The 25995-nt window shown below is 47.8% G+C and carries 23 protein-coding genes; 15 read left to right on the top strand and 8 right to left on the bottom strand.

The features are described 5' to 3' along the window. Positions 1–432: 432 nt before the first annotated feature. Together QF049_RS28940 and QF049_RS28945 are read left to right on the top strand one after the other, a co-directional pair. Positions 433–1752, top strand: a complete 1320-nt coding sequence (locus QF049_RS28940; protein WP_373428376.1) for a TrkH family potassium uptake protein — start codon at positions 433–435, stop codon at positions 1750–1752. Between the two features lie 53 nt (positions 1753–1805). Beyond that, positions 1806–2477 (top strand): potassium channel family protein, encoded by a 672-nt coding sequence (locus QF049_RS28945; protein WP_091020848.1) that lies wholly within the window; start codon positions 1806–1808, stop codon positions 2475–2477. A gap of 59 nt (positions 2478–2536) precedes the next feature. Here QF049_RS28945 and QF049_RS28950 read toward each other — a convergent pair whose 3' ends face one another. Then, positions 2537–3460 (bottom strand): LysR family transcriptional regulator, encoded by a 924-nt coding sequence (locus tag QF049_RS28950; RefSeq protein ID WP_307542361.1) that lies wholly within the window; start codon positions 3458–3460, stop codon positions 2537–2539. A 295-nt stretch (positions 3461–3755) separates the two neighbouring features. Between QF049_RS28950 and QF049_RS28955 the strand changes: the two genes are divergently transcribed. The 6 genes from QF049_RS28955 to QF049_RS28980 all read left to right on the top strand — a co-directional run bounded on the left by QF049_RS28955 (position 3756) and on the right by QF049_RS28980 (position 10128). Further along, entirely contained in the window at positions 3756–4424 is a 669-nt protein-coding gene (locus QF049_RS28955) for a succinate dehydrogenase cytochrome b558 subunit (protein ID WP_124117763.1), read from the top strand. 43 nt (positions 4425–4467) lie between these two features. Further along, on the top strand, positions 4468–6210 hold the full coding sequence (gene sdhA, locus QF049_RS28960) for a succinate dehydrogenase flavoprotein subunit (protein WP_307542364.1): 1743 nt from the start codon (positions 4468–4470) through the stop codon (positions 6208–6210). Between the two features lie 416 nt (positions 6211–6626). Further along, complete coding sequence (gene sdhB / locus QF049_RS28965; protein WP_036605794.1) at positions 6627–7391, top strand: succinate dehydrogenase iron-sulfur subunit; 765 nt, start codon at positions 6627–6629, stop codon at positions 7389–7391. Between the two features lie 174 nt (positions 7392–7565). Continuing rightward, positions 7566–8540 carry a metallophosphoesterase gene (locus QF049_RS28970; RefSeq protein ID WP_091037821.1) on the top strand — a complete coding sequence of 325 codons (975 nt, stop codon included), beginning with the start codon at positions 7566–7568 and terminating at the stop codon, positions 8538–8540. 58 nt (positions 8541–8598) lie between these two features. Further along, the gene (locus QF049_RS28975) at positions 8599–9330 is read left to right on the top strand and encodes a metallophosphoesterase family protein (protein ID WP_307542367.1); all 732 of its coding nucleotides are present in this window, start codon (positions 8599–8601) and stop codon (positions 9328–9330) included. Positions 9331–9498: 168 nt separating this feature from the next. Then, a complete protein-coding gene (locus QF049_RS28980) occupies positions 9499–10128 on the top strand; it encodes a GNAT family N-acetyltransferase (protein ID WP_307542369.1) in 630 nt (209 codons plus the stop codon). Positions 10129–10614: 486 nt separating this feature from the next. On the opposite strand, the gene QF049_RS28985 is transcribed toward QF049_RS28980, so the two are convergent. Then, the gene (locus QF049_RS28985) at positions 10615–11424 is read right to left on the bottom strand and encodes a histidinol-phosphatase (RefSeq protein WP_307542371.1); all 810 of its coding nucleotides are present in this window, start codon (positions 11422–11424) and stop codon (positions 10615–10617) included. A 30-nt stretch (positions 11425–11454) separates the two neighbouring features. Further along, positions 11455–12357, bottom strand: coding sequence for a LysR family transcriptional regulator (locus QF049_RS28990; RefSeq protein WP_036605798.1), 903 nt, complete (start codon positions 12355–12357; stop codon positions 11455–11457). A gap of 456 nt (positions 12358–12813) precedes the next feature. On the opposite strand from QF049_RS28990, the gene QF049_RS28995 reads away from it, so the two are divergent. From QF049_RS28995 to QF049_RS29015, 5 genes are all read left to right on the top strand, one after another. Further along, complete coding sequence (locus QF049_RS28995) at positions 12814–13272, top strand: chemotaxis protein CheX (RefSeq protein WP_036605799.1); 459 nt, start codon at positions 12814–12816, stop codon at positions 13270–13272. A 56-nt stretch (positions 13273–13328) separates the two neighbouring features. Then, on the top strand, positions 13329–14102 hold the full coding sequence (locus QF049_RS29000) for an SDR family NAD(P)-dependent oxidoreductase (RefSeq protein ID WP_307542373.1): 774 nt from the start codon (positions 13329–13331) through the stop codon (positions 14100–14102). A gap of 211 nt (positions 14103–14313) precedes the next feature. Next, positions 14314–15687, top strand: coding sequence for a DEAD/DEAH box helicase (locus QF049_RS29005; RefSeq protein ID WP_047841268.1), 1374 nt, complete (start codon positions 14314–14316; stop codon positions 15685–15687). A gap of 27 nt (positions 15688–15714) precedes the next feature. Next, positions 15715–16467: an ABC transporter ATP-binding protein gene (locus tag QF049_RS29010; protein WP_307542376.1), complete on the top strand. Its 753-nt coding sequence runs from the start codon at positions 15715–15717 to the stop codon at positions 16465–16467. 2 nt (positions 16468–16469) lie between these two features. Next, on the top strand, positions 16470–17687 hold the full coding sequence (locus tag QF049_RS29015; protein ID WP_307542377.1) for an ABC transporter permease: 1218 nt from the start codon (positions 16470–16472) through the stop codon (positions 17685–17687). A 173-nt stretch (positions 17688–17860) separates the two neighbouring features. Here QF049_RS29015 and QF049_RS29020 read toward each other — a convergent pair whose 3' ends face one another. From QF049_RS29020 to QF049_RS29030, 3 genes are all read right to left on the bottom strand, one after another. Further along, on the bottom strand, positions 17861–17986 hold the full coding sequence (locus QF049_RS29020) for a YjcZ family sporulation protein (protein WP_206759599.1): 126 nt from the start codon (positions 17984–17986) through the stop codon (positions 17861–17863). 303 nt (positions 17987–18289) lie between these two features. Then, complete coding sequence (locus tag QF049_RS29025; RefSeq protein ID WP_105601251.1) at positions 18290–19588, bottom strand: aminotransferase class I/II-fold pyridoxal phosphate-dependent enzyme; 1299 nt, start codon at positions 19586–19588, stop codon at positions 18290–18292. 177 nt (positions 19589–19765) lie between these two features. After that, on the bottom strand, positions 19766–20383 hold the full coding sequence (locus QF049_RS29030; RefSeq protein ID WP_307542381.1) for a pyridoxamine 5'-phosphate oxidase family protein: 618 nt from the start codon (positions 20381–20383) through the stop codon (positions 19766–19768). A gap of 156 nt (positions 20384–20539) precedes the next feature. Between QF049_RS29030 and pdxR the strand changes: the two genes are divergently transcribed. Both pdxR and QF049_RS29040 read left to right on the top strand, forming a co-directional pair. After that, positions 20540–21997: a MocR-like pyridoxine biosynthesis transcription factor PdxR gene (pdxR, locus tag QF049_RS29035; protein WP_307542383.1), complete on the top strand. Its 1458-nt coding sequence runs from the start codon at positions 20540–20542 to the stop codon at positions 21995–21997. Between the two features lie 402 nt (positions 21998–22399). Continuing rightward, positions 22400–23185 carry an AraC family transcriptional regulator gene (locus QF049_RS29040; RefSeq protein WP_169480586.1) on the top strand — a complete coding sequence of 262 codons (786 nt, stop codon included), beginning with the start codon at positions 22400–22402 and terminating at the stop codon, positions 23183–23185. A gap of 349 nt (positions 23186–23534) precedes the next feature. Here QF049_RS29040 and asd read toward each other — a convergent pair whose 3' ends face one another. Then, positions 23535–24326, bottom strand: coding sequence for an archaetidylserine decarboxylase (asd, locus tag QF049_RS29045; RefSeq protein WP_047841263.1), 792 nt, complete (start codon positions 24324–24326; stop codon positions 23535–23537). 85 nt (positions 24327–24411) lie between these two features. Then, positions 24412–25542 carry a YheC/YheD family endospore coat-associated protein gene (locus QF049_RS29050; protein WP_307542387.1) on the bottom strand — a complete coding sequence of 377 codons (1131 nt, stop codon included), beginning with the start codon at positions 25540–25542 and terminating at the stop codon, positions 24412–24414. Positions 25543–25995: the final 453 nt, after the last annotated feature.

Consider the following 25995-nt stretch of genomic DNA (forward strand, 5'->3'; position numbering starts at 1 on the left):
AACACGCACTAATATGGATATTAAAGTTAACATAGCACAGGCCAAGCACCGAATGCCAATGATGCAACGAAAACAGGTGTAAATCCTTGAAAATGAATGAAAAGGACCGAAAGAATCTGATCCATCCGTCGCCATATCTGAGTTCTTCCCTTTTTGGCTGAATTCGATGCTATTTACACAAAAAACGTTTTGTCTACAAACGTCGCAGCGCTTATAATTTTGAAGCAAATGTGCAATGATTCGCATGTCTTTTGCCCAACAAGGGAACGAATAGAATATATTCCAACTTCATTATATATGTCGTTTTAATCTGAATCATACTTGTTTAACGTTTGGCAACAGCATTTCAAATGAAGAAAGCTCCACGGGTGTGGAGTTATTTTCATTTTAGAATAGGTGGAAGATACTCAAGTGAAACTGAATGTTCAATGGATGCGTTTATCGCCACCCCGTATTCTTGTGTTAGGGTTTGCTGGCATCATATTGGTAGGCACACTGTTGTTAATGCTTCCGGCATCCAACCGTAACGGTGACAGTCTTGCATTTATTGATGCGCTCTTTACAGCGACTTCGGCTGTTTGTGTCACTGGTTTGGTTGTGGTCGATACAGGGACTCATTTCTCGGTGCTGGGTCAGGTTGTGATCGCGATTCTGATTCAGATTGGCGGACTGGGCTTCATGACAATGTCCACATTGGTTGCCATTGCGTTCAAACGGCGGATTTCGCTTAGAGAGCGGTTGATTCTACAGGAAGCGATGAACCAGAGCACGATGGAGGGGATCGTCCGGCTGATTCGTAAAGTTGTGATCTACTCACTCATTATCGAAGGCATATGTGGCACACTGTTTGCCATCCGCTGGTCGTTCGACATGCCAGTCGGACAGGCGATTTATTATGGCTATTGGCATGCGATCTCCATGTTCAACAATGCGGGCTTTGATATGTTTGGCGATTTCCGCAGTCTGACCGGTTATGTGTATGACCCATTGGTTAATTTTACAGCGATGTTCCTGATTGTCTCTGGCGGTATCGGTTTTGTGGTGTTGTCAGACCTGGTGGATTACCGCAAAACGCGGAAGCTGTCTTTGCACTCCAAAGTTGTACTGTTAACGACTGGATTGTTGATTGTGTTTGGTGCACTTGTCATTTTCGTATTTGAATTCAGCAATCCGCGGACACTGGGTGGCCTGAACTGGGGTGGCAAAATTCTCGGTTCATTCTTCCAGTCCATTACGCCGCGAACAGCAGGAGCCAATACGGTAGATATTGCCGGACTCAGACAGGCAACACAGTTCTTTATGATCATTCTGATGTTTATTGGTGCTTCACCGGGCTCTACCGGAGGCGGGATCAAAACAACGACATTTATGATTATGGCTGGCGCGGTCATCGCCATGATGCGTGGACGTGAAGATATCGTGTTTTTCCGCTACCGGCTTGTACAGGAACGGATTTTCAAGGCGCTTACCATTACATTGCTGGCGCTTTTATTCATCATAGCTGTAACGATGGCACTGAGTACCACAGAAGACGCCAGTTTTATGATGATCTTATTTGAAACGACATCAGCCTTTGGAACCGTGGGATTATCGCTCGGACTGACGCTGAAGCTGACTACATTGGGCAAACTCCTGATCTGTTTTACGATGTTTGCAGGAAGGCTTGGACCGATCACATTAGCGTATGCACTTGGGCAGAAAAAGGGTAAAGAGTTATACAGGTATCCGGAAGGCAAAATGATTATTGGATAAATCTATTTTAGTGAGTTATGAAATTGATTTGGATAAGGGGTTCGTGAAGAACAATGAAAACACAGCAGTTTGCGGTGATTGGGCTTGGGCGGTTTGGCTCCAGTCTGGCACAGGAATTAATGGAACTCGGCTACGAGGTGCTTGGAATCGATAAAAATGAAGAAGTCGTCGAAGACATGAGTGAATTGGTCACCCATGCCGTTGTAGCGGATGCCACAGATGAGGAAGTGTTGCGCTCTCTGGGTATTCGCAATTTTGATTGTGGTATCGTAGCCATCGGAGATGATATTCAGACGAGCATTCTCACCGCGATTCTGTTAAAAGAGCTGGGCGTCAAGACGGTCGTGGCCAAGGCCATATCCGTCCTTCACGGACGAGCATTGGATAAACTGGGGATTGATCGTGTCGTTTATCCTGAGCGGGATATGGGCATTCGGGTTGCCCACCAGCTGGTTACCCCGAACTTGCTGGATTACATTGAATTATCCAATGATTACAGTATTGTCGAGATGAAGGTTCCCGCCTGTCTGCACAACAAAACACTTTCAACCCTGAATGCACGCGTACGTTTTGGTTGCAGCATTGTAGCGTTACAGAAAGAAGCCGGGGTCATTATCGCTCCGACGGCACTGGATTCGCTTCAAATGGGGGATATCATGGTCATTATTGGTAATAATGCAGATATCGACCGATTTGAAGAAGAGGTTATCAGCCAAGAGAGCTGATAATTAAGATGAGTTAAATATGGAAGCCAGGCGTCAGAGCCTGGCTGATCAGATCAAAGCTAAGGCGTCGTAGTCCTCCGTGAGGGCAATGGCGCCTTTGCTGTAAAGAGTGCAGCTGTCTCCTTGACCCATTGTCTGGAGGTCTCGCTGAGGTCCTCTTTTTCCCCATAAATCATGCAAGTTGTTCTGCGGGTCTGCTGTAATTGAGGCAAATGAACAGAAACAAGATCATTGTCCGCGAGCAATTGTGGACGAAGATATGACTTGGGCAATAGAGCAGCAGCTTTGGCAGAAGGCAGAAGTCGGATGATCGCTTCAAAGGAATCAATCTCCATGCGAATATCCGGCATCACGGCACAGCGCTGGAAGAGGTCGTCCGTTAATTTGCGGTACCAGGTGCCTTTGGAGAACGTGATCATCGGCAGATCCTGCAAATGCTCCATCCCGGCTTCCTTACCGGACAAGGGGTGTGTGAGCGGCACAACCAGCTCCAGGTGATCGTCAAAGAGCGGCACACAGTTAAGCCCCACTTCGCTGATGGAGGAGGCGACAATGCCCACATCGGCTTTTTTGTCACGCACAAACGAGACAATCTCATGTGTTTTACCCGTCAACAGTTTCAGTTCGGCATTTGGATGTTTCTCCATAAAGGCATTGACGAGAGGTGGTAACGTAGTTTGAAGCGTCGTCAGACTGGCTCCGAGTGTAATGGTGCTTTGTTCTTCGTCTTTATACTGGGCCAGCATGGTGAGGAACTTCTGTTGCTGCTGCTTCTGTTCTACAGCGTAGGTATAGGCGAACTGGCCCACACTGGTTAACTCCAGCCGTTTGCCACGGCGGTGGAACAGGGCAACCCCGAGTTCATCCTCCAATTTGGCAATTTTCCGTGAGAGTGCGGGTTGGGACAAGTTCAGTAACTTGGATGCACGGTTCAGGCTGGACTGCTCCACGACCGCTGCAAATGCATCTAACTCCTCAAACATGAACAATAACCTCTTTTCCATGAATGTGATTCTTGCCCTTGCTTAATCGTTTTCCATGTTGTATGGCCTGTAAACCCAATGTTTCACTGCTTATACCTATAGGGTATAACATTTAATAATTATATTGCAATTCCCTTATAAGAAAAAAAGGAGTAACATGAATCGTGACACAAGTTGTTCACACCTGGGGAAAACGGAACAATTTGTCGAACCTTTTCATGGAAAAGGATTCGTGTCATGATAAGTGAAAACATTTATGAAAACGTTGTATTTAGCGAAAGGGGATCGACATTTTATGAAAGGGTTTTACTCCAGAAAGCTGCACTCCTTGCTTGGCGTCATTCCGCTCAGTCTGTTCTTTGCCGAGCATTTGGTGACAAACTTCACAGCAGTTGAAGGCGGCAAAGAAGCTTTTTACGGTGCCGTTGCATTTCTGAACGGTTTGCCTCTTGTTATTGTGATCGAGGCGTTACTTATCTGGCTGCCGTTGTTCTATCACGGTGTTTATGGTCTTTATATTGCCTATCAGGCCAAGCCTAACGTGGGCCGTTTTGGCAATGAGCGCAACTGGCGTTACACGTTGCAGAGGATAAGCGGTATCATTACGTTTGTATTCGTCATCTGGCACGTATGGGAAACGCGTGTACAGATTGCGCTTGGAAATGTATCCCATGAAGAGATTGGTGGCGTCATACATGATGCGGTGACGAATCCGATAACCTTTGCGATATATATGATCAGTGTGGTTGCGGCGTCATATCACTTTGCCAATGGTCTATGGTCGTTCCTCGTTAGCTGGGGAATTACAGTTGGTCCGCGTGCGCAGCGTGTATCCTCTTACGTATGTATGAGCTTGTTCGCAATTGTTTCCATCATGTTTATTGCTTCACTATTTGCTTTCCGGAGCATTGATTTCCAGGTAGCAACTTCAATGATTGACGCAGTAAAAACAGTTTTAATTTAAGCATTTAGTGTATAAATGCTGACTTATAAGGGAGTGAACAGCAATGGCATCATCGAATGTAATTATTGTGGGCGGCGGTCTCGCAGGATTGATGGCGGCGATCAAATCGGCTGAAGCCGGAGTCCATGTTCATTTATTTTCACTGGTTCCTGTTAAACGATCCCACTCTGTATGCGCACAAGGCGGCATTAACGGAGCGGTGAATACCAAGGGTGAGGGCGACTCCCCATGGGTACACTTTGACGATACGGTATATGGCGGTGACTTCCTCGCGAACCAACCTCCTGTTAAAGCGATGTGCGAAGCAGCACCTGGCATCATTCACCTGATGGACCGTATGGGTGTCATGTTCAACCGGACACCGGAAGGTTTGCTTGATTTCCGACGTTTTGGGGGAACAAAGCATCACCGTACGGCGTTTGCCGGAGCAACAACAGGACAACAATTGCTCTATGCATTAGACGAGCAGGTACGTCGCTGGGAAGCAGCGGGCCTGGTTACGAAATATGAGAACTGGGAGTTCCTGCAGGCAGTTTTGGATGATGAAGGCGTATGTCGCGGGATCGTGGCTCAGGATCTGAAAACGATGAAGGTACAGACCTTCCCGGCAGAAGCGGTTATTCTGGCGAGTGGTGGTCCGGGGATCATCTTCGGTAAAACGACCAACTCTGTAATTAACACAGGTACAGCGGCAAGTGCGGTGTATCAGCAAGGTGTAAATTACGCAAACGGGGAGTTCATTCAGATTCACCCAACAGCCATTCCAGGGGATGACAAGCTGCGTCTCATGTCTGAATCCGCGCGTGGTGAAGGTGGACGGATCTGGACGTACAAAGACGGAAAACCCTGGTACTTCCTTGAAGAAAAATATCCTTCTTACGGAAACTTGGTTCCACGTGATATCGCGACTCGTGAAATCTTCAGCGTCTGCGTAGATATGGGTCTGGGTGTGAACGGCGAGAACATGGTTTATCTCGACCTGTCTCATAAAGATCCAAAGGAACTGGATGTTAAACTCGGCGGAATCATTGAGATCTATGAGAAGTTCATGGGCGATGACCCGCGTAAAATCCCAATGAAAATCTTCCCGGCAGTCCATTATTCCATGGGCGGCATGTGGGTAGATTATAACCAAATGACTAACATTCCGGGGCTGTTCGCAGCTGGTGAATGTGAATATCAATACCATGGTGCGAACCGTCTGGGTGCAAACTCATTGGTATCTGCGATCTATGGTGGTATGGTGGCTGGACCAAAAGCGGCTGAATATATCAAAGGACTTAAAAAATCGTCTGCTGATATCCCATCTTCCGTATTCGAGAAACACACCAAACAACAAAGCGACAAATACGAAGGTATCTTGAAAATGCAGGGCACGGAAAATGCCTATGTCATTCATAAAGAGCTTGGCGAGTGGATGACAGCCAACATGACGGTTGTGCGCTACAACGACAAGCTTGAAGCCACGATTGGCAAGATCAAGGAATTGAAAGAGCGTTATGGCAAAATCAACATGTACGATAGCTCCGGTTGGAACAATCCGGGTGCAGCGTTTACCCGTCAACTGTGGAACATGATTGAATTGGCAGAAGCAATGACTCTCGGCGCACTGCTGCGTAACGAAAGCCGTGGCGCCCATTACAAACCGGAATTCACGGAACGTAATGACGAAGAGTTCCTGAAAACGACTATCGCAAGCTGGTCTAAAGAAGGTCCGAAAATCTCGTACGAGCCAGTAGACGTATCCTTGATCCCACCACGTATCCGGGACTACTCCAAGGATTAAATATCACGGATTTATTTATAAGGTTAAATATTAAGCACCTGAACGGAGAGGCAGGACAACTTTGGAGAAGCAGAGCTTCTTCAAAGTTACTGCCATCAACGTTAGGGAAATGCCCAGAAGAAGCAAGCGCCTAGCGATGCTTCAGCACTTTAATACTGCCCATCCAGCATGAATGGAGTGCAGTTTCCAGCAAAGTGACCCAGTGCACGACGTAGCGGAGGAAGCGGAAATGCCCAGAAGAAGCGAAGCGCTCGCCTTTATCACCGGATTTTAACCCTGAGAAGGGTTGATCAAAAAAATCCGGGGATAACAGCGATCAGAGGGTCATTCCACTGACGAAGCGCCACCCGTGCACCAAAAGAGTAACTTTGCGTATCAGCAATACAATCATCGTCACCAGAGGAGGGGACAACGATATGGCGGAACAAGCTACAGCCAACAAAACCGTCAAGTTTATCATCACCCGTCAGGATAGCCCGGAGTCATCTTCGTACAACGAAGAATTTGAGCTTCCGTACCGTCCCAACATGAATGTGATCAGCGCCCTGATGGAGATTCAGCGGAACCCGGTCAATACAGATGGCAAATCCATTGCTCCCGTGTGCTGGGATTCCAACTGTCTCGAAGAAGTCTGCGGTGCCTGCTCCATGGTCATCAACGGCAAGCCACGTCAAGCATGTGCAGCCCTGATCGACAAGCTCGAACAGCCCGTTCGCATCGAACCGATGAAGACATTCCCGGTGGTGCGTGACCTGGTCATCGACCGTAGCCGGATGTTTAGCGCCCTGAAACGCGTAAAAGCATGGATTCCGATCGATGGTACCTATGACCTCGGTCCAGGTCCACGGATGCCTGAGAAGAAGCGTCAGTGGGCATATGAGCTGTCCAAATGTATGACATGTGGTGTATGTCTGGAGGCATGCCCGAACGTCAATGAGAAAACAGACTTTATCGGTCCAGCAGCACTGTCCCAAGTGCGCCTGTTTAACGCTCACCCAACAGGGGAGATGAACGCCGACGATCGCCTGGAAGCGTTGATGGAAGATGGAGGCATTGAGGGCTGTGGTAACTCACAGAACTGCGTGCAATCCTGTCCAAAAGGCATTCCACTGACAACCTCCATTGCCGAAATGAACAAACAAACGACCAAGCATATGTTCAAACGCTGGTTGGGTGTATAATCTCGTCATAACATGTGCAGAAGGTAATCTGCAACTTAGAAGAAGTCGTGATCCCGTGCAGCAACATGCCGGAGATCCCGGCTTCTTTTTGTAATGAAGCAGAGGAACCGGGCTACCCATGCAGAATATGATATACTAAGGGGATGGATTAAGAGCGTAGAAGGAGGGGGAGATATGGCAGAGACACCGCGTCAGGGCAGCAACAACTCGCCGTCCCAGCGCTCGCACAAAGCACCAGGTGCAGAAGAGTCTGTGTTTCCTGGGGAAGAAAAGGATCATGATCCCTCTCGCCGAAGTTTCTTATTGCGCATGGTTTTGATGACAGCGGGTGCCAGTTTGCTCACAGGAGGTTATGCCTGGCTTTGGGAGCCGCGTCGTCTGGAGATCAAGCAAGTGGAGCTGAAACTTCCGAAGTTTCCAAAGGCATTTGACGGCTTGCGTGTCGTTCAGTTCAGCGATGCCCATCTTGGTTTTCATACCGGGGTGAAAGAGCTGAAGAAGCTGGCAGCAACGATTGAGGAGCAGCAACCGGACTTGATTTGTTTTACCGGAGACATCGTCGAGAGGGAAGCAGAGCCGATGCGTGAATGTATTCCGGTACTCGCCTCCATGCAAGCGAAGTATGGCAAATTTGCGGTTTTGGGGAATCATGATTATCGGGGCGGACAGCAGAATGAAGTGACAACCATGTTCCGTGAAGCTGGATTCACTTTGTTACGGAACGAACATGTGGTGATTGAACAAGGGGGCGAACGTCTGGCCATAGCTGGTCTGGATGACGCACTTACTGGCAGGCCTGATCCTGCCCAAGCCATTAAGGGATTGGATCATGATGTGTGGAAATTGTTACTTATGCATGAACCGGATTATGCCGACATTGCCACTCCCTATGGTTTCGGATTACAACTTTCCGGTCATAGCCATGGTGGACAGGTACGTTTTCCCTGGATCGGGGCACTGACAACTCCGCGAGGTTCACACAAGTATGTTCAAGGATTGTATTACACGGATGTCCAGGGGGTATATTACACCACCCAGACTCAGATGCCTGTGTATGTGAATCGTGGTTTTGGCATGACTCAACTGCCCATTCGTTTTCTGTGCAGACCAGAATTAACGGTGTTTGAGCTTAAAGGATCAACCACATAAAAGAATATAAGATGAATATAAAAACATAAAGGATTCAACATGAATGGAGGTTATCCAGATGGAAAGAATTGCGATTGTATCCGACATTCATGGCAACATGACTGCCTGGGAAGCAGTGTTAGAAGATATCCGAAGTCGTGGCGTGGAGCGAATCTTTTGTCTTGGTGACCTCGTGGGCAAGGGGCCAGAACCGGTAAAGGTTGTGGATCAGGTGAGAGCAACGTGCGAACTTGTCATCCGTGGCAATTGGGATGAACTGGTTGCGGTTAACCAAGACAACGAAAATTTCACGTGGCAAGCAGAACGGCTGGGTGAGGAACGATTGGCGTACTTGGCGGGCCTACCCTTCAGTCATCATTTTCAACTGAGCGGTCGCACCATCCGTCTGGTCCATGCTTCACCTCAAAGTGTATACCATCGTGTACAGCCGTGGGACGCGATGGAAAAGAGGTTGGCAATGTTTGATCCTCCGGCTGATGAGCCTGAGCAAGGTGTTGCAGATGTTGTAGGTTATGGGGATGTGCATAACGCATACTTGCAGTATATGAACGGCAAGTTACTGTTTAATGCAGGCAGTGTTGGTAATCCACTCGATCTTCCCCAAGCTTCCTACTGTATTCTGGAGGGTGAAGACAGCAACGATAACAATACCCCGTTCAATGTACAATTTGTGCGGGTGCCTTATGATATTGAGCGAGAAGTACAGGTTGCACAGTCGGCGAATGTTCCTGCATTGGATTTCTATATTCGTGAGATTCGTACGGGTATCTATCGCGGGTTGCAGGAGTAGTCAGCATCTGGGCCTTTTAACGTGAGGAATTGAATGATGCAATATATTAATACTAAAATGCGAATACTAAAGTTCGTGGATCAGTTCAAATGGTATTACGCCGGATCATCATCAGAGCATGCTTGTCTTACCGGACTAGAGCCCGTTTAGGCAAAAGGAGCGATTGTCATGCTTACCCGAAAAATGCTGGTTCAAGGTCTGCCGGCTTTGTGGACAGAGCGTCTTGTCCTGCGATCATTACGTCAAAGTGATTACAGCACATTATCGGAACTCTTCTCCGATCCTCAAGTCATAAGATATGTGAATAGGGGAAGCCAGCCCACGCCAATCAGGGCGAGACGGTTATTGAACCAGATACGGAGCAGCAGCGCCAAGCTGGATTCGTTACACTATGGGATCTGCTGGAGAGGCAAGGAACAAGTGATTGGGATCACCTCATTCCAGCACTGGAATGATCAGAATGGTACCGCACAGATTGGTTATATCCTGAACAGGTCCTGTTGGGGCAGGGGGGTGGCTACCGAGGCGGTACAGCGGCTGTTGCAGTTTGGATTTGACGATCTTCATCTGGGGAGGGTGGAAGCACGTTGTTATGAGGCCAATGTATCTTCACAACGGGTGTTAAGCAAAATAGGGATGTCCTATGAGCGGAGTCTTCCCTCGTTCGGACTGCATGATGAGGATGACGAGGGATCAGAATCCCTGATGGATGTTAAAGTGTACAGTATGTACCGGGAACAATACGCCCGCCCGCTTCAGGAAAAAGACCTGCAAACCCTGGTATCTGACAAGCCGTAATGACATAGAGTAAGAGTAGTCAAACGTGAATGAATCGAACTTCAATCATTTGTTACACAATTGAAATATAGCTGCAATTGAACTCTAACAGACAGGGGGTAAACTTATCTCATGACCCCCTTTTTGATAATAGATAATGCTGTTGGGACCCGCGCGAGCGGGTTCATTTTTTTGTCCATATAAGTTAACTGTGGAGTATTTACACTGGCCACTCCGATGACAGAATAACCTTCCGATCGCTGTTATCCCCAGATTTTTTGATTCCCTTTTGAAAAGGGAAAATCTGTTGATAGCGTATGCTTCCGATGCAGCTTTCTTTCAGAAAGCTTTTAGGCGAACACTTCGTTTCTTCTAGTTATTCTGTCCCCTCCGTTATCGTGTAAATATGTAGTTTAACTTATATAATATTTTTAATTTAGAATTAAACCTAAAAGCCCCACAACGCGCTTGTTCACGCTGTGGGGTTTCTCTGTGGTTCTATATTTTTTACAGTGACACAACCTGCATCTGTTTCTCTTTGAAATACACCCAGTCGGTGAATCCGATCTCCTTGAGACGTGTACGAACGTCATCCAGCTCGTCTGCCACCCGCTGTGGTTTATGAGCGTCCGATCCAAATGTCACCTTCACTCCATAATGATGGGCCCGTTCCAGAATGGCATCTGACGGGTACCATCCACCGCTGAGTTTGGTTTTGCCAGATGTGTTAATTTCGATCGCTACGTTGGATTCTGCAATGACCTGCAACGTTTCATCAATGGCCTGATCAGCGATAATTTCGGAGAAAGGTGGATAGTTTCCTTTCATCGCATCAATGTGTCCAAGGATCTGGAACATACCGCTGCGAGCCGATTGCCGGATCAATGAATAATAGCTTTCTTTCACTTCAACTTTGCGAGCAATGCTCAGTCCGTTCCATCGGGTTTTGTTGAAGATACTTACATCCTCAGTATGATGAACTGAACCAATAATATAGTCAAAAGGATACTGTCCCAGTGTGGTACGGTACAATTCTGCATAAGCAGGGAAGTAGTCGGATTCAATGCCGAGCAGCACATCGATTTTACCAGCGTACTCTTCTTTCAAAGCAAGGACTTCTTTCACATAATGCTGCAATTCAGACTTACCCATTGCGATCCGGGGAAATGCCTGCTCAAGCTCACTGCCAAAGTATGGCGTATGATCCGAGATACCGATGGCCTGAAGTCCTGCCTTAATACCTGCCTCTATATAATCGCGGATGTTGCCGTCTGCGTGACCACAACGAAAATGATGTGTATGAAGATCAAATTTCATATGGAATCCTTCCTTTCTCATGGCTCATTGTCATTCTGAACTGATGAATTGGGTTTCCGGCATGCCTTTGAGGTCACTTATAAATTGCTGCATCGCTGAGTTGAGGTAACGACTGGACTTATAGATGACACCAACAGGGTGACTGACCTCCAGCTCACTTAAGGGTATCATACGCAATGTACCTTGACGCAACTCATGCGCAACAGATTGTTTGGAGATGACAGCTGCTCCGAGATCAATCTCGACCATCCGTTTCACTTCTTCGCTGCTGGATAATTCCATTACAATATTAGGTTCAATATTATGTTTCTTGAAGATGGTTTCCGTAAACCGTCGGCCTACTGTATCAGGGGACAGCAGAATCAATGGTGTACTCCGGAGCACATCCACTGCAGCATGTTTTTTCTTAGCCAGCGGATGGGAAGGAGATACCACGAGTTCAAATGTGTCATAGTACAGCACAGATGTATTCAGGTTGGGATTACGCTCCGTGAGATAACCGATACCAATATCAACTAGGCCATTTTCGACCTGGGTATAGATCTGTGATGACGGAAGGGATTGGATACTGGTTTTGATCAGCGGGAATTGATCTTGGAAATAAGATAACACCCTTGGCAAGATCTGAATAGCAATGGAAGTTGTTGTGCCTAACACGATACGTCCCTGAGGCGTTTCATCAAGATCGGACAATTTTTGTTTCAACTCATCGACGATGTCGAGCATCCGTTCAGCGTGCTCCAGAAATACCTGTCCACGGTCTGTAAGGGTAACGGGTTGGTTCCGGTCCACAAGAACGGTGCTGAATTCGTCCTCCAGACTTTTGATCTGGGCCGAGACGGCAGGCTGGGTCAGGTTCAGAAGTTCTCCCGCTTTGCGGAAGCTCATCGTTTTGGAAATGGTAATTAGTGTCTCCAGTTGGCTTATGTTCATAGGTGACCTCCTTGCAGGCAAAGTATCTTGATTATGTAGTGTTTGGTGCGACGAAATCCCGTAACTGGTTATTGTTCCGTTATCTTAAATTATAGGTGATTCAGGACAGCAGAGCAATGAAGGCAATTGTCATGATCAAAAGTAGTTCAAGAGACTGTGAAAAAAACGCGAATACAAGAATTTGATTTTTTTAACAGTTGTGAGAAGCAGTAATAAAGTCCTAAATGCCTTTTGCCACGCACAATGAACAAAAAGCTTTCTTCAAAAGAAGTAAAAAGCTCTGTTTATTCACTAGAATCAGCTATAAACATTTGCCCTATGGATGACGATAAATTATAGTACACATGATTTAACGAATTCTTAATGAATTCTTGTACGTGATAAAGTATAATAAATTTAATGAATATGGGACTTTTGGTGTGTGACCAATAACCCAGTGTGAGGGGGACATAGACAGTGAAAGCGGAAGTGATTAATCCTTTCCTGGAATCGGCACGGAACGTATTTGAACAGCTCATCCAGGTTTCGCCTTCCACCGGGAGTCTTGGCGTGAAAAATGTAGAGTACATTGCAGACCATGTCTGGATCGTGATCGGAATGACCGGACAACTTAGCGGAAACATTGTATTTGGAATCAATGAACAAGTTGCATTGAAAATTGTATCTGCGATGATGGGTGGTTTTGTCATTACAGAAATGGATGAAATGAGCAAAAGTGCGATTTCGGAACTGGGTAATATGATCAGTGGTAATGCCAGCACCATCCTGTCAAACCAAGGTGTTGTTGTCGATATTACACCTCCACAAGTGATGAAGTCCGAACATCTGACTACATTTAGTGCAACGAAAGCACTGAGCATTCCTTTGTTGATGGACGGCATTGGTGAGATGGATATTCAGGTCATGATCTCGTAGAATAGAACCATACGCCTCAAGAGGCAATATGTGTTCAATACGGGAGGACATCACGGATGCTGAAAGATCAGGTAGTGTTTATCACAGGTGCATCGAGTGGTATCGGTGCGCTGTGTGCGCAGATGCTGATAGAAGAAGGAGCCATCCCGATTCTGGCTGCCCGTTCGCGGGACAAGCTGGAAGAGATTGGTGCCTCGCTGAAAGGGCAGCATGAATTACTCACACTTGATGTTACGGATAGTGAGCAGGTTCAGGCAGCTGTGGATGCGATATTGCATAAATACGGACGAATCGACATTTTGCTGAACAACGCAGGTTACGGGAAATTCGCAGCGATGACAGAGATGTCTGTACAGGAATTCGATGAGATGATGGACGTTAATTACATGGGCATTGTCCGCTGCACCAAAGCAGTGCTTCCACAAATGCTGGAACGTGGCAAAGGTCAGATTGTGAACGTGGCCTCCATGGCTGGCAAAATCGGTACGGCCAAATCCGCTTCCTATACAGCTACGAAACACGCTGTACTCGGATTTAGCAATGCGCTGCGTCAAGAGCTTCGCAAGACTGGCGTCATGGTGACAACGATTAATCCAGGTCCGATTGATACACCATTTTTCCAACGGGCTGACCCATCTGGCAATTATGTGAATAATGTACGTTGGATGATGTTGAAACCGGAAGACGTTGCGGGTCATATGGTTCGGGCGATGAAAAAGCGCAAGGAAGAAGTGAATCTGCCAAGACTTGCTTCTGCTGGCATATGGCTGTACCAGCTATTTCCTCGTCTTGCAGATCGATTGTCGCACGGTGTAATGAATCAGAAGTAAATGTGATAAGAGGCATCATATACGGAATGAAAGAAAGGCTCCGCCGAGGGGCTTTTCTTTTTTTTGGCGTGTATACATACAATTCTGGAATAAGATTTGGTACACGGGCTTTTTTCGCATATAATGAAAGGTAATGTGATGACAGGCTTCGGTTTTAGTAAATACAAGCAGGGCTAGCATCAAAATGAATAAATTAAAAGGATGGACATACATGACGAATCAAACATTTGCTTCAATTGGCGTGGAACAGGATCTGGAGGCCGTTTTGGCGAAACATGGCATTAACGAACCTTCACCTGTACAGGCTCAGACGATCCCGGTTATTTTGGAAGGCCGGGATGTCGTATCCAAATCCCAGACAGGAACAGGAAAAACGCTGGCATATCTGTTGCCACTGTTACAATCCATCAAAATGGATATCAAAGGTACGCAGAAACTCATTATTGCACCTACGCAAGAGCTGGCGATGCAAATTGTACGTGAAGCGCAGCGTTATGCGGAAGAACGTAAGATCGGCGTATTGGGTCTGATTGGTGGCGCAGCGGCTAAACGTCAGATCGAGAAGTTGCGTGAGCATCCGCAATTAGTTGTGGGTACACCGGGACGACTGAAGGAATTGATTACACTCAAAAAACTGAAAATGCACAACGTCTCTACGATTGTTATCGACGAAGCGGACCAAGTGTTCCAGCTTGGCGGTGTAAGTGACGTGAACTTTGTACTCAAGAGCGCATTGCGGGACCGTCAGCTGATCTTCCTCTCAGCAACCATTGATGAGCATACAGCTGGACTCGCAAAGCGTGAGATGAAAGAGCCTGTTCAGATCGGAATTGAACCGGATCGAGCTACAGCTGCGGGCCTTGAGCATTATTATTTTGTAGAAGAAAACCGCAACAAAATTGACATGCTGCGTCGTCTGGTTAGACAGTACAATCCGGATCGGGCAATCGTATTTGTGAATGCAACCGAAGATATTGGTGAAGTTGAAGCAAAAATGAATCATCTGGGCTTGTCCGCTGCTGCGCTGTATGGAGATGCTGACAAAGTGACCCGCAGTAACGTATTGTCTGCCTTCCGTAATGGCAAACTTCAGTTGCTGATTGCCAGCGAAGTGGCTGCCAGAGGACTGGATATCGAAGGCTTGCCAATGGTCATTAACTATGATCCTGCCTTTGACTCGGAGCACTATGTTCACCGTGCAGGTCGTACAGGCCGGATGGGACGTTCGGGTATCGTTTTGTCCATTGTGGATGAAACACAGATCTTTATTATGCGTAAATTCGCACGCGAACTCGGAATTGAACTGTCAGAACGTGTACTCTTTGGCGGTAAAGTACTGGAGGCTGACCCGCGTCCGGACACGCGGCCTGAGGGACATTCGTTCTCCAGAAAACCAGGACAATCCAGAGATCGCAAACCAGGTCAGGGCAATCGTAATGGGGGAACCAGAGCTACAATCTCCAATTCGCGTCCAGCAGGTAGCAAACCAACTGGCAATACAGGCCGTACGGAGCGCGACCAGGATCGTAAAAACAAAGGAGCACCCAAGTGGAGCAAAGACAAAACGCCACGCTCCGAAGAATAGAATCTGACGAAAGGGGTGCAGGGATAGATGGAAAACGTTCAATCGCCTGTTCTGCAAATCAGCGGGTTAAGCGGAGGTTATAGTGCCAAACGGCCGGTCCTTCACGGTATCGATCTGGAAGTCGGACGTGGTGAGATGGTCGGACTGATCGGATTAAACGGTGCTGGCAAAAGTACTACCATGAAACATATTCTCGGCTTGATGACCCCTCAACAGGGTGAAGTGCGAGTGATGGGCAAGAAGCGGGACGAGGATGCGCAGATCTACCAATCAGCGATGGCATTTGTACCGGAATCCCCTGAACTGTATGATGAGATGACGGTAATGGAGCACCTAGAGTTTACGGCAAGAGCGTACAATGTGTCAGAGGCTGACTTCAAGCAACGTACGGAGAAATTGCTGCAATTATTCCGTATGAATGAAAAAAGTACAAGTCTGTCGACTCACCTGTCCAAGGGTATGCGGCAAAAGGTCATGATCATGTGTGCTTTTGTGGCCGGACCACCACTGTACATCATTGATGAGCCTTTCCTGGGGCTGGACCCGCTCGGTATTCGCTCCTTGCTTGATTTTATGCTGGAGATGAAAGCTTCGGGATCATCCATCCTGCTCAGTTCACACATTCTGTCCACGATTGAAAATTACTGTGACCGGTTTATCGTACTGCACCGTGGACAGGTTATTGCTCAAGGGACGCTGAATGAACTGCGCTCCCAATACGGGGAATCGGATGCCACGCTGGAGCACATGTTCTATTCCCTCGTACAAGGCAGGGATTGAGTATGGATCTCAAGCTGCTATGGAAGCAAAGACGCACAGGATTCTGGAACGGAATTCTTCCTTATCTGGGTTATGTGATCCAGAGCGGTGTAGCTATGGTCTTTTTATTTCTCGTCATTGCGTTCTCCGCCTGGTATACATCGTTTGTCCAGAACATTCCGGCGGAATTTCCGATTCGCTGGATTGCATTGCTACTGCTGGCGCCACTGGTGCTGTTTAGCAGTTATCGTACATATCTGCTTCCAGCAGATATTGTATTCCTGCGGCCACAGGAATACCGGATGCAGGAATATTTGAAGAACAGCTTTGCCCGGGGCATCATCTATAAAAGTCTGGGCCTACTGCTTGTGTTTGTTACACTGTGGCCTCTCTATGTCAGAGCAGATCTGGATGCACGGCCATTTGGCTGGTTCATCGTATTCCTGCTGCTGTGGAAAGGGCTGTCCAGTTATGGAGCATGGCAAGAGCTAAGAATGGTTCAGGTCGGGGCATCAAGAGGATACCGTCTCTTGCGATGGGCACTGGCTGTACTGGCGGTTGGCGCCTGGTTATGGCAACCACCACAGCGAAGCGTATGGTTCCTGTTGTTGCTGGCTGTCGTCTACATAGTCGCCTTGCGTATCCCGGTAAAACATCGGGTGGCGTGGGAACGTCTGATTCAGGTGGAGCAGGGGCAGGCTGGCAGGGTTATGCGGACGCTCGGCTGGTTCGTGGATGTGCCTTCATCCGGACAGAAAGTAAGTTCGCGTCGCTGGCTTAGCAAATTGGGGAGCGGTCTTCCCTGGAACGCGGGAAAAGCTTACCGTTACTTAATAACCAAAACGTTTATTCGAACTGAAGTGTTCTCGATTGTGTTACGTCTAATTGTACTGGGCATGTTACTATCCTGGTGGACAGCAGGCAGCTACTTTGGTGTCGGGGTGTATCTGTTCTTCCTGTTGCTTGCAGGTGTACAACTTGGTGCGCTGCGTCGCAGTCATAGTGAATCGTTCTGGATTATGATCTATCCGATCTCGGGAGAAAGTCGTCGTTCTCAGGTGTTGGGATTCATATTCCATCTGCACGCATTGGCTGCATTACTCATGTGGCTGCCTATGTTAGTTGCTGGAGTGAGCGGACTAAGCATCACCGGAGTGGCACTCGTATTGGGCATACTGGTAATTGTAATTATGCGGCGTTCGCAAGGTAACAAGTGGTTGAAGGAAGAAGAAGACGAGTAAACAATCGATCGGACACCTGACCAACTTGGATTATTACATTGGGTTCATCAGTGAGAGGTACAAAAGATAACAAAAGAAGGGTATGCCGGGCTGTATCCCGGTATACCCTTCTTTGTGCTGTAATGGAATCATGCAATCAGATCACTTGGTTCTCGCGCAAGTGTGTTTTGGTACTAACAGAGGAACGATTTAGTGATGATCACGAGCAAGATGAACAGAACGAGAATAGCACCTGTGTTAGTAAATCCTCCGTAACCGCCGCATCCATAACCGCCTCTTGTATCTTCAACTCCAGACATGGTCATTCCCCTTTCAAGTGGTTGTTTGGCACGCCCTTGCGTACATCGTATATTATGTGCCTTGGGGTTAGGCTGATTGGGCCGATGCCCGGTAAAGCTAGAAATTCGAGCTTTTGGGCAGCTGTCCCGGTGTGGTAAGTGATATCTGGTGAGTTGTAAAACACCAAAAGAACCCTCTGTATATTCGGAGACATGTAACGTCGTCCCGGCATACAGAGGGTTCTTATATCATTCAGGGTTCAGACATGATCCTCTTTCCCCTGAACTATTGAAATTGCGTTAATTCGCTACTGTCTGTTTTAACTAAGTCGTCCGCAGATCCTGAACTCCACGATAGATGGTTTCATACAGATCTTCCAATCCGGATTCTTCAATACAGGAGAAGGCGATTCGCAGATCTGATTCACCCAGCGCAATTGTACCCACACCGTATTTGTGCAGCAAATGGCTTCGAAGTTCTTCAGCGCCAACTTCTTTCAGCTTCAGGCACATGAAGTAACCGGAGTTGAACGGATAATAGTCCCATGCATCTCCATACTTGCCGCTATCGAGAATGGCTTTTACCTTATTGGCGCGGCCTTTCATAATCTCGAATTTCTCCTGTTTCTGTGCTTCAAACTCCGGTGCTTTGAGCGCATCCAGTACAAAAGTCTGGGAAGGATGCGGGCCACTGGAGATTGTTGCCCGGATAATACCGAGTGTTTTTTGCTCCAATGCATGCAGAACGGCTGCATCTTCATGAGCATACGTAATGAATCCAACGCGGAAGCCCCATACGAACTCCTCCTTGGTTGCACCATCCACTTTTACAGTCAACACACGTGGATGAATGTTGGCAAGTTTGCCAAACAGGGATTCATGAATGGAATCTTCGAAGAACAGTCCGAAGTAGGCATCATCTGTTACAGCAACCACGTTAACGCCGGCTTCAGCTGCCTGAAGAATCGTGTTCACAATTGCATCTGCTTCTTCCGCTCCAGGCGTATAACCTGTTGGGTTATTCGGGAAGTTGAGCAGGACGATCGCTTTACCTTTGTCCTTTTGATCAAGCAAAGCCTGAAGCAGACCATCACTGTTGAAGTTCAACTGATCATCGAACAGGGGATAATGAACTAACTGGCCATGACGACGAATTCCGAAGGTCAGCTCGTAATTTTCCCAGTTTTTATCCGGATATATGACAGCGTCCCCTTCATCGGCGAACAGGTCGGCTACGATACTTAGTCCATGGGTTAATGCATTGGTTACTATTGGATTGCCAAACGTTTTGCCTTTCAGGGAAGGCGTTTCCTTCAGCATCTTGTCTCTCCAGACGGTCCGCAATTCAGGTTTGCCTGCAGGTGGAGCGTAAGGATACAGATCCTTTGGCTGGAATGCAGAGAGCTTCTCCTGAATAACCTGAAGATGCATCGGCACACCACCCTCCAGGGCGATACCAATCGTGGCATTATGGGTCTTGGCCAAGCTTGCTGCTTCAGCAGATTGACTCAAAATCCCCTCTTTAGGAAAATAAATTTCTTTGCCAAGCTGTGACAGCATGGAGTAGACGTGACTGCTGCCTGTCTGAATACTTTCGTTCAACTGTTCAGCCAGTGGATTCATTCTTTTCATCCTTCCAAGTCTTTGTGATTCAACTGCCTAACATTATATCACCTTGACATGCCCCCGTCACGGAAATTACGCAATATGACAGTTATATCGCTTTACCGCGTTGTTGCAGAGGGTTTCCGGGTAGGTTATCGTTGAATTCAACCTTGGAGTATCCTCAAGAAATGAAACTTATTGCTGATGAAATGGACAATATTTCTGCATCATTGCTGCGGTTTCGACATCTCGCCCCTCATTGCGCTGTTCCAGTTCACCACGGACATGATCCAAGCGATCGATAGACCAATTTTGTCCAAATTTAAACTTGGCGCTGATTCGTTCTGGCACGATTCTCACAACGGCTACAGCTTTAAGGTTCCCTGTGTAGCGTGAGTCAGTAGCATCAATGGGCACATATCCGCCTTGCGGCTGGAGTTTCTCCATGAATCGTTGAAGCACCTTGCCTTTGATATCCAGTTCCTTAACCGATTCTGCCTGACCGAAAGCCATGACACTTTTGAAGAAAGAAGTCGCTGGACAAGCAAGCTCGGGATCATTGAAGTAGGATGGAATCAGGGAGAACTCTTCCGCAACCGTAAAACTGACCGACGAATCCTGTTTGATCTGTTTCATCTTTTCGCCAGCCAGACTGCCGTGGAAATAAAAGCAACCGTCCATATAAACGAAATTCAGTGGTGTAACACGTGGTTGTCCGTCCGGACTGACCGTTCCCAGAAACCCGAAGGAGCACTGATCCAGAAACTCGGTAATCTCCTGTTCTTCATCTACTGTGAATTCTTTCCGTCTCATGTGTATTCCCCCATCATTGAAATGTATAATAGAACGCCATATCTTATGGATAACCATAGTTCATACATTGACAATGAAATAGATCCAATTTACATTCACTTTAGTAGGCCAATTGGTCAGGGATTAGAAATGAAGACGGATGAAGAGAGGTGCACGATGGAATTGTGGCTGCCGATGGATACCTATGAACTTCAGCATCGATACAAGTATGAGGCACTGTACCATGCGTTACGTGATGCCATTCATGCAGGTACATTGGTGGGAGGCACGCGGCTTCCTTCCACCCGTGAGCTGGCAAAGCAATATGAGATGTCACGTGGTTCGGTAGCTCAGGTATACGACATGCTGCTTGCGGATGGTTATGTCCATGCACATCGGGGAAGAGGTACATTTGTAACCGAAACATTATCCACTCAAGAAAATGAAAAACAGGAAGCCGTTCTCAAGCTGTCTGCCTGGGGGGAACGAGTACAGAGGTTGAATACGCAAAATGAAGTCCTGCGGACGCAGATGTCTTCACCGAAGCCGTCCGTCATTAATTTTCAAATGCAGCGCATGCCTGCCGAACATTTCCCGTTAGGGGAGTGGAAGAGTGCACTCGCTGCGGTTCATCGCAGTGGTTGGCGAGAATCGAGCGGTGTAGCCGGTGATCCGGAGTTACGTGAGGCCATCGCCTCCCATCTCAGATGGACACGTGGTATTCAGGCTGAACCCTCTCAGATTGTATTATTCAGTGGTTCAATGCAAGGCATCACCCTGCTATCTCAATTGCTGATTACGGAGAATACAGCAGTTGTATTGGAGAATCCGGGGTATCCGGGCATTGCCCATGCCGTCAAGTCCTGTGGTGGGTATATCATCCCGGCAGAGGTGGATGCCGCAGGCATTATTCCTCAGCCTTGGGAGGCACAGACGTTATTTGTCACCCCTACCCGGCAGTTTCCAACAGGGGCCGTATTGGGATTGGATAGAAGACGTGCCTTGCTTGAGTGGGCCTCAAAGCGGAATGCGGTCATCATTGAAGATGATTATGACAGTGAATTCCGATGGGGCGGAAGACCAATTGAACCCCTCAAAGTGCTTGATCGTGAACAGCGCGTCATCTACGTTGGTTCATTCTCACAAACGATGGTTGCTTCGTTCCGACTTGGCTATGCCGTACTGCCGCCTGGCCTGGTAGAACCTCTCCTTGCCGCCAAGGCGCTGTATGAACCGGTACCTCCGGCGCTGTTAGAGCAGCGCGCACTGGCGAAATTTATGACCAGAGGAGGTTACCTGAGGCACTTACGACGGTTAACCCGGTTATACGGTGAACGGCATGATTTTTTTGTCCGAGAGATGGAACTACAGTTACCGGAAGCATTCACGATGCAGCTTGGTGATGCAGGACTGCATATCTACGCTACCTGGAATGGCGATGTGGACAGTTATCAGCGATTTAAAAAGCTTGCTGAGGAGGATGGCATACTGTTTCGTGATGCAGAGCGATATCGGCTGACTTCAGGTCATCCGGCGGCCTGCTTTGCTTTTGCACATCTGGAGAAAGAAGAGATGACAGAGGGAATCCGGCGAATGCGGTTAGCCTGGGAGAAGTGCACATTTTCGTTTCGGTGAATTCCGCTGTATAATGGGATAAGACATTTCGCTCCTAGGAGCAGAGATCATATATGAGCAAGTTGTATTGAATGACACTATAAAAGTTGAACTAACCATTTACACGAAAACGTAGAGGGCAGAAATAACCTGAAGAAGAGGAGCGCTCGCCTGAAAGCTTTCTGAAAGAAAGCTACATCGGAAGCATACGCTATCGCCAGATTTTCACCTTGTAAAAGTGAATCAAAAAAATCTGGGGATAACAGCGATCGGAAGGTTGTTCTGTCATCGAAGTGGCAAGTGTAAATATTCTTTAGTTCAACTTATATAGATGAAATACATATGGCCTGGATTGAAGAAGTGAGATTCAGATCAGAAGGATGCCATATGCAGAGAGATTAACTATCAAGGGGGAGTGGCGACATGCTGCAGGCATCGCCGTCATCATTTGTTATTTTGCCCGCTGTCGCCAAAATTGTCTGTGAACCGGGCTGGAAGTGGCAGAAACGGGAAAAACCGATGCAAAACTATGATTTATTTTATGTATGGAGTGGTGAAGGAACGCTTATACTGAATGACCAGTCGTATGAAGTTGGCAAGGGTAGTTGTTTTTTGTTCAGGCCAGGCGATCATCCTACTGCAACACATAATAAGCAAAAACCGTTGGTACTTACGTATATTCATTTTGATGTGGACGTGCCTGTTGCTGATGTTCCCCAGTCCTATCGCGAAGTACAGGAAACGGTGGAGTTTGAGCATTTGCTGGCACGTTATGTAAGACTGTTCTTATCGGATGTGTACGGACGTGATGAAGAGAGCCGATTGATTCTGAAGCAATTGATGATTCATTTGCTGCGCGCCGATACGGAAGAACCTGTGGAGAAAAAGGTAAGCAACCAGTTGTCCGATGTCATCCAGGAGGTCGCCAATTATGTGCGTCAGCATCCGGGGATTACGCATCGGGTGGAAGATCTGGCTGCGCGGGCTGGCTTATCGCCCCGATACTTCTCGATCAAGTTCAAGGAACTGGTGGGATCATCGGTGCAATCTTATATTATCCGCATGCGTATTGAACGGGCGGAACATCTGCTGGTGCATACCGGCATGAATGTGACCGAAGTGGCGGATGCTCTGGGTTACCGGGATATTTTCTTTTTCAGTCGTCAGTTCAAGCAATATACCGGCAAAAGCCCGTCCGAGATTCGTTAAAATTCTGATGAGAAGAACAGGAAACCGTTTCAAGTCTGGAACGCAAGGGTAATTATCTAGCATTCCAGATGACCAAAAAGGGGGAACTTGTGATGAACGGAAAACGTCGGGTCCGCAACCGGGGATGCTCTACGAAGGGATGCAATATTTTCCGGAACCGTCTGCGTCGCTTCAAACCGGCAGAGGACTTGCAAGATGTGTGGTTTTGAGGAGAACTCAGCAGACCAATAACGACGGAGCGAAGCTTCGTATTGCATGTATACATGGATGAATATGAATGCATAAAGAGGATGGCGCAATACCTGGTTACAGGTGCTGCGCCATCCTCTTTATTTGCGTATGGACTCATTTAGTTCTTCGGTTTCAAACGACCAAGCAATGCACCCATTTTGACCGAATCGCCTGGCTGTAAGCCCGGGTTTGGTTCGAATGTGCCACTCTGCGTCAGCAGAACAACGGTGGAACCGAATTCAAAATAGGCCAGATCATCGCCCTGTGCCCAGGTACTTGTGTCCGTATCAGCATATTGTATGCTACTCACGTTCATCGCACCTACTTTGACAACCGCCACTTCACCGTAATCGTGTGCGATATACGTAATGAGCCGTTCATTTCGACTAAGCACGGATCTCATATGGGTCAGGCCAAAGTCATTCACGGGATAAACTTTGCCCTTGATGTGTTCACTCTCTATTTTGCGGCCGCTGACAGGTGCATGAATGCGGTGATAGTCGCGAGGGCTGAGATAGAGGACGAACCCGTACCCGTGCTTGTACTTCTCCAGATGGGGAGAATGGTTTAATAATTCAGCAAGTGTATAATTTTGTCCCTTAACATTCAGGAGTGTCCCTGCAGATATTGGACCGGCTGCCGTAATCTTGGCATCTACCGGGCTGATCAGTGCATGCTCTGAAAGTTCTAACGGGCGCATGCCCGGCTTTAATTTGCGGGTAAAGAAATCGTTCAGTGAACGGTATTCCTTCCAGTCTTTCTCGGCCTCCTGAACAGGGATGTCGTAGGTCCGGACAAAATAAGGGATAAATGCCTTACTTCCCCGGCTTTTGGAGAAGGCTCCCACTGTCCGGGAGATCCATTTGCGCGAAGAAAGCTCGGTCATTAATCGCAACAGCGTTTTTGCCATGAATATCCCCCTTAGGGTTAATGCGAACTTCAAGGCCGGCAAGACCGGCCGTTCTGCATAATATTGACACAGAATGCACACGAAATCAATATAGTCTCCTATCGTATGTCTGCGGTTGTCTCGGAATCCTCGAATTCTGTTCCAGCAGCAGACGCCCATAAGCCATTGGTTTGCTGTACGTTGCCTTCCAGTGTTCCGACATTCCCGCCTTGCGAAAACCGTAACGCTGATCCCGTCCATTGCATTCAATAAAATAGATCTGGCCGCTGCGCGTTATCCCGAGATCAAGACCCAGATCAGCCAGATGTGGCAGACTGGCCGCCAGGTTCTGGGCAATTCGAAGTGCAACGAGTCCGATTCTGTATTCCAGTCGAGCCAGGTCAAAGCCAGATTCTCCTAATCCAAGGGCCTCTGCGAGCTTCATGACTTTACCTCCCTGGGCGATATTGCTGACAAACGTATGGGCAGGAGCCGCTTTGGCAAACATGCCTGTTATTCCCCAAAGACCATCGCCGCCACGTTGTACCGATACCCGCAAATCTACCGGCCTGCCCTCATAACGTACCAGTGGGATACGCTCTTCAATGAGGTAGGCATGGCGAAAGATCCGCCTTAGGGTGGCGGAAGGAAGCTGTCCTTTGCTCAATCGGAAGGTAGCCCACCCTTTGCGTGCAGCCTTCGTCTCACAGGTTAGTTTCCACTGTCCATCTCGCTCAAAGACTCGCATAATACCATGACCGATGCTGCCGCTGCATGGTTTGATGACGAGGTCATCATATTGTTCCATCATATAGGCCAGAGACTCTGGCGTAGCTTTAGCTGCATGGGGCAGGTGTTCTCGCAAGGCGAGGTCCTGATGAAGCATGTCATGAATGTGATCTTTACGGTACCGGTTGCGAACGTTGAATACCTGGATACCCTGCAACATCAGCTTGGTAATCTGATGCTGTTCCGTCCGGCGAAGCTGGAGTGATCGGTTATGAATGACGGAGGGCAGTGGCATGCGCTCGCGAACATATCTGCCTTCTTTTTTTACATAGGCAAGACATGTTTTTTGATCCGAATCGATATCTTCCAGCCTCAAAAAGCAGGGAGTTAATCCATAACTGGCCGCTGCCTGTTCATAATTCGCGAGTGATTCCTGACCGGTCCTTCCGGCCGGTATCCCCCGGTACATGCGTGAATCGAACATAATGCCGATCGTTTCTTGGAGCATGACCGTTCCTCCTTCGATGTTATCGCGACCATGGATCGTCCAATCATGGAATGCCGGCCTGTCACCGCATGGCTCAGACATCGCGATAACGCAGACCGGTGTGTAAGATGCATCGCCAAGCACTAGTGCTTGCTCAGGGCGTGTCTAAAACTCCGAAGGAAGCAGGTTTTGCCGAAATTTTCGTTTCAAACAAGGAAGTTTTCCGCAGGCGTGCCGGAGCACGTCAAGGGAAAGTGACGTAGCAGGGGGCGAAAAGACGGTGAAAGATGCACTTCAGCAAGTTTTCAGACACGACCTAGATATAATATCCTATGACATGACTGGGACGGGGGCGTGGACAGCCGCCTTTCCTCTGCTGCCCTGACACGCCTATTTCCACGAAGATCATCGAACCTTCCTGTCTTGACGCCTGTACATTCGTGCTCTGGAATCCGTAAAAGTCATAAATGAAGT

The organism is Paenibacillus sp. W4I10 (assembly GCF_030816325.1).
Taxonomy (GTDB): Bacteria; Bacillota; Bacilli; order Paenibacillales; family Paenibacillaceae; genus Paenibacillus; species Paenibacillus amylolyticus_B.

Coding starts and splice junctions, on each gene's coding strand:
- QF049_RS28940 (WP_373428376.1), top strand. CDS start 433: ATGCGTTTATCGCCACCCCGTATTCTTGTGTTAGGGTTTGCTGGCATC.
- QF049_RS28945 (WP_091020848.1), top strand. CDS start 1,806: ATGAAAACACAGCAGTTTGCGGTGATTGGGCTTGGGCGGTTTGGCTCC.
- QF049_RS28950 (WP_307542361.1), bottom strand. CDS start 3,460: ATGTTTGAGGAGTTAGATGCATTTGCAGCGGTCGTGGAGCAGTCCAGC.
- QF049_RS28955 (WP_124117763.1), top strand. CDS start 3,756: ATGAAAGGGTTTTACTCCAGAAAGCTGCACTCCTTGCTTGGCGTCATT.
- sdhA (WP_307542364.1), top strand. CDS start 4,468: ATGGCATCATCGAATGTAATTATTGTGGGCGGCGGTCTCGCAGGATTG.
- sdhB (WP_036605794.1), top strand. CDS start 6,627: ATGGCGGAACAAGCTACAGCCAACAAAACCGTCAAGTTTATCATCACC.
- QF049_RS28970 (WP_091037821.1), top strand. CDS start 7,566: ATGGCAGAGACACCGCGTCAGGGCAGCAACAACTCGCCGTCCCAGCGC.
- QF049_RS28975 (WP_307542367.1), top strand. CDS start 8,599: ATGGAAAGAATTGCGATTGTATCCGACATTCATGGCAACATGACTGCC.
- QF049_RS28980 (WP_307542369.1), top strand. CDS start 9,499: ATGCTTACCCGAAAAATGCTGGTTCAAGGTCTGCCGGCTTTGTGGACA.
- QF049_RS28985 (WP_307542371.1), bottom strand. CDS start 11,424: ATGAAATTTGATCTTCATACACATCATTTTCGTTGTGGTCACGCAGAC.
- QF049_RS28990 (WP_036605798.1), bottom strand. CDS start 12,357: ATGAACATAAGCCAACTGGAGACACTAATTACCATTTCCAAAACGATG.
- QF049_RS29000 (WP_307542373.1), top strand. CDS start 13,329: ATGCTGAAAGATCAGGTAGTGTTTATCACAGGTGCATCGAGTGGTATC.
- QF049_RS29005 (WP_047841268.1), top strand. CDS start 14,314: ATGACGAATCAAACATTTGCTTCAATTGGCGTGGAACAGGATCTGGAG.
- QF049_RS29010 (WP_307542376.1), top strand. CDS start 15,715: ATGGAAAACGTTCAATCGCCTGTTCTGCAAATCAGCGGGTTAAGCGGA.
- QF049_RS29015 (WP_307542377.1), top strand. CDS start 16,470: ATGGATCTCAAGCTGCTATGGAAGCAAAGACGCACAGGATTCTGGAAC.
- QF049_RS29020 (WP_206759599.1), bottom strand. CDS start 17,986: ATGTCTGGAGTTGAAGATACAAGAGGCGGTTATGGATGCGGCGGTTAC.
- QF049_RS29025 (WP_105601251.1), bottom strand. CDS start 19,588: ATGAATCCACTGGCTGAACAGTTGAACGAAAGTATTCAGACAGGCAGC.
- QF049_RS29030 (WP_307542381.1), bottom strand. CDS start 20,383: ATGAGACGGAAAGAATTCACAGTAGATGAAGAACAGGAGATTACCGAG.
- pdxR (WP_307542383.1), top strand. CDS start 20,540: ATGGAATTGTGGCTGCCGATGGATACCTATGAACTTCAGCATCGATAC.
- QF049_RS29040 (WP_169480586.1), top strand. CDS start 22,400: ATGCTGCAGGCATCGCCGTCATCATTTGTTATTTTGCCCGCTGTCGCC.
- asd (WP_047841263.1), bottom strand. CDS start 24,326: ATGGCAAAAACGCTGTTGCGATTAATGACCGAGCTTTCTTCGCGCAAA.
- QF049_RS29050 (WP_307542387.1), bottom strand. CDS start 25,542: ATGCTCCAAGAAACGATCGGCATTATGTTCGATTCACGCATGTACCGG.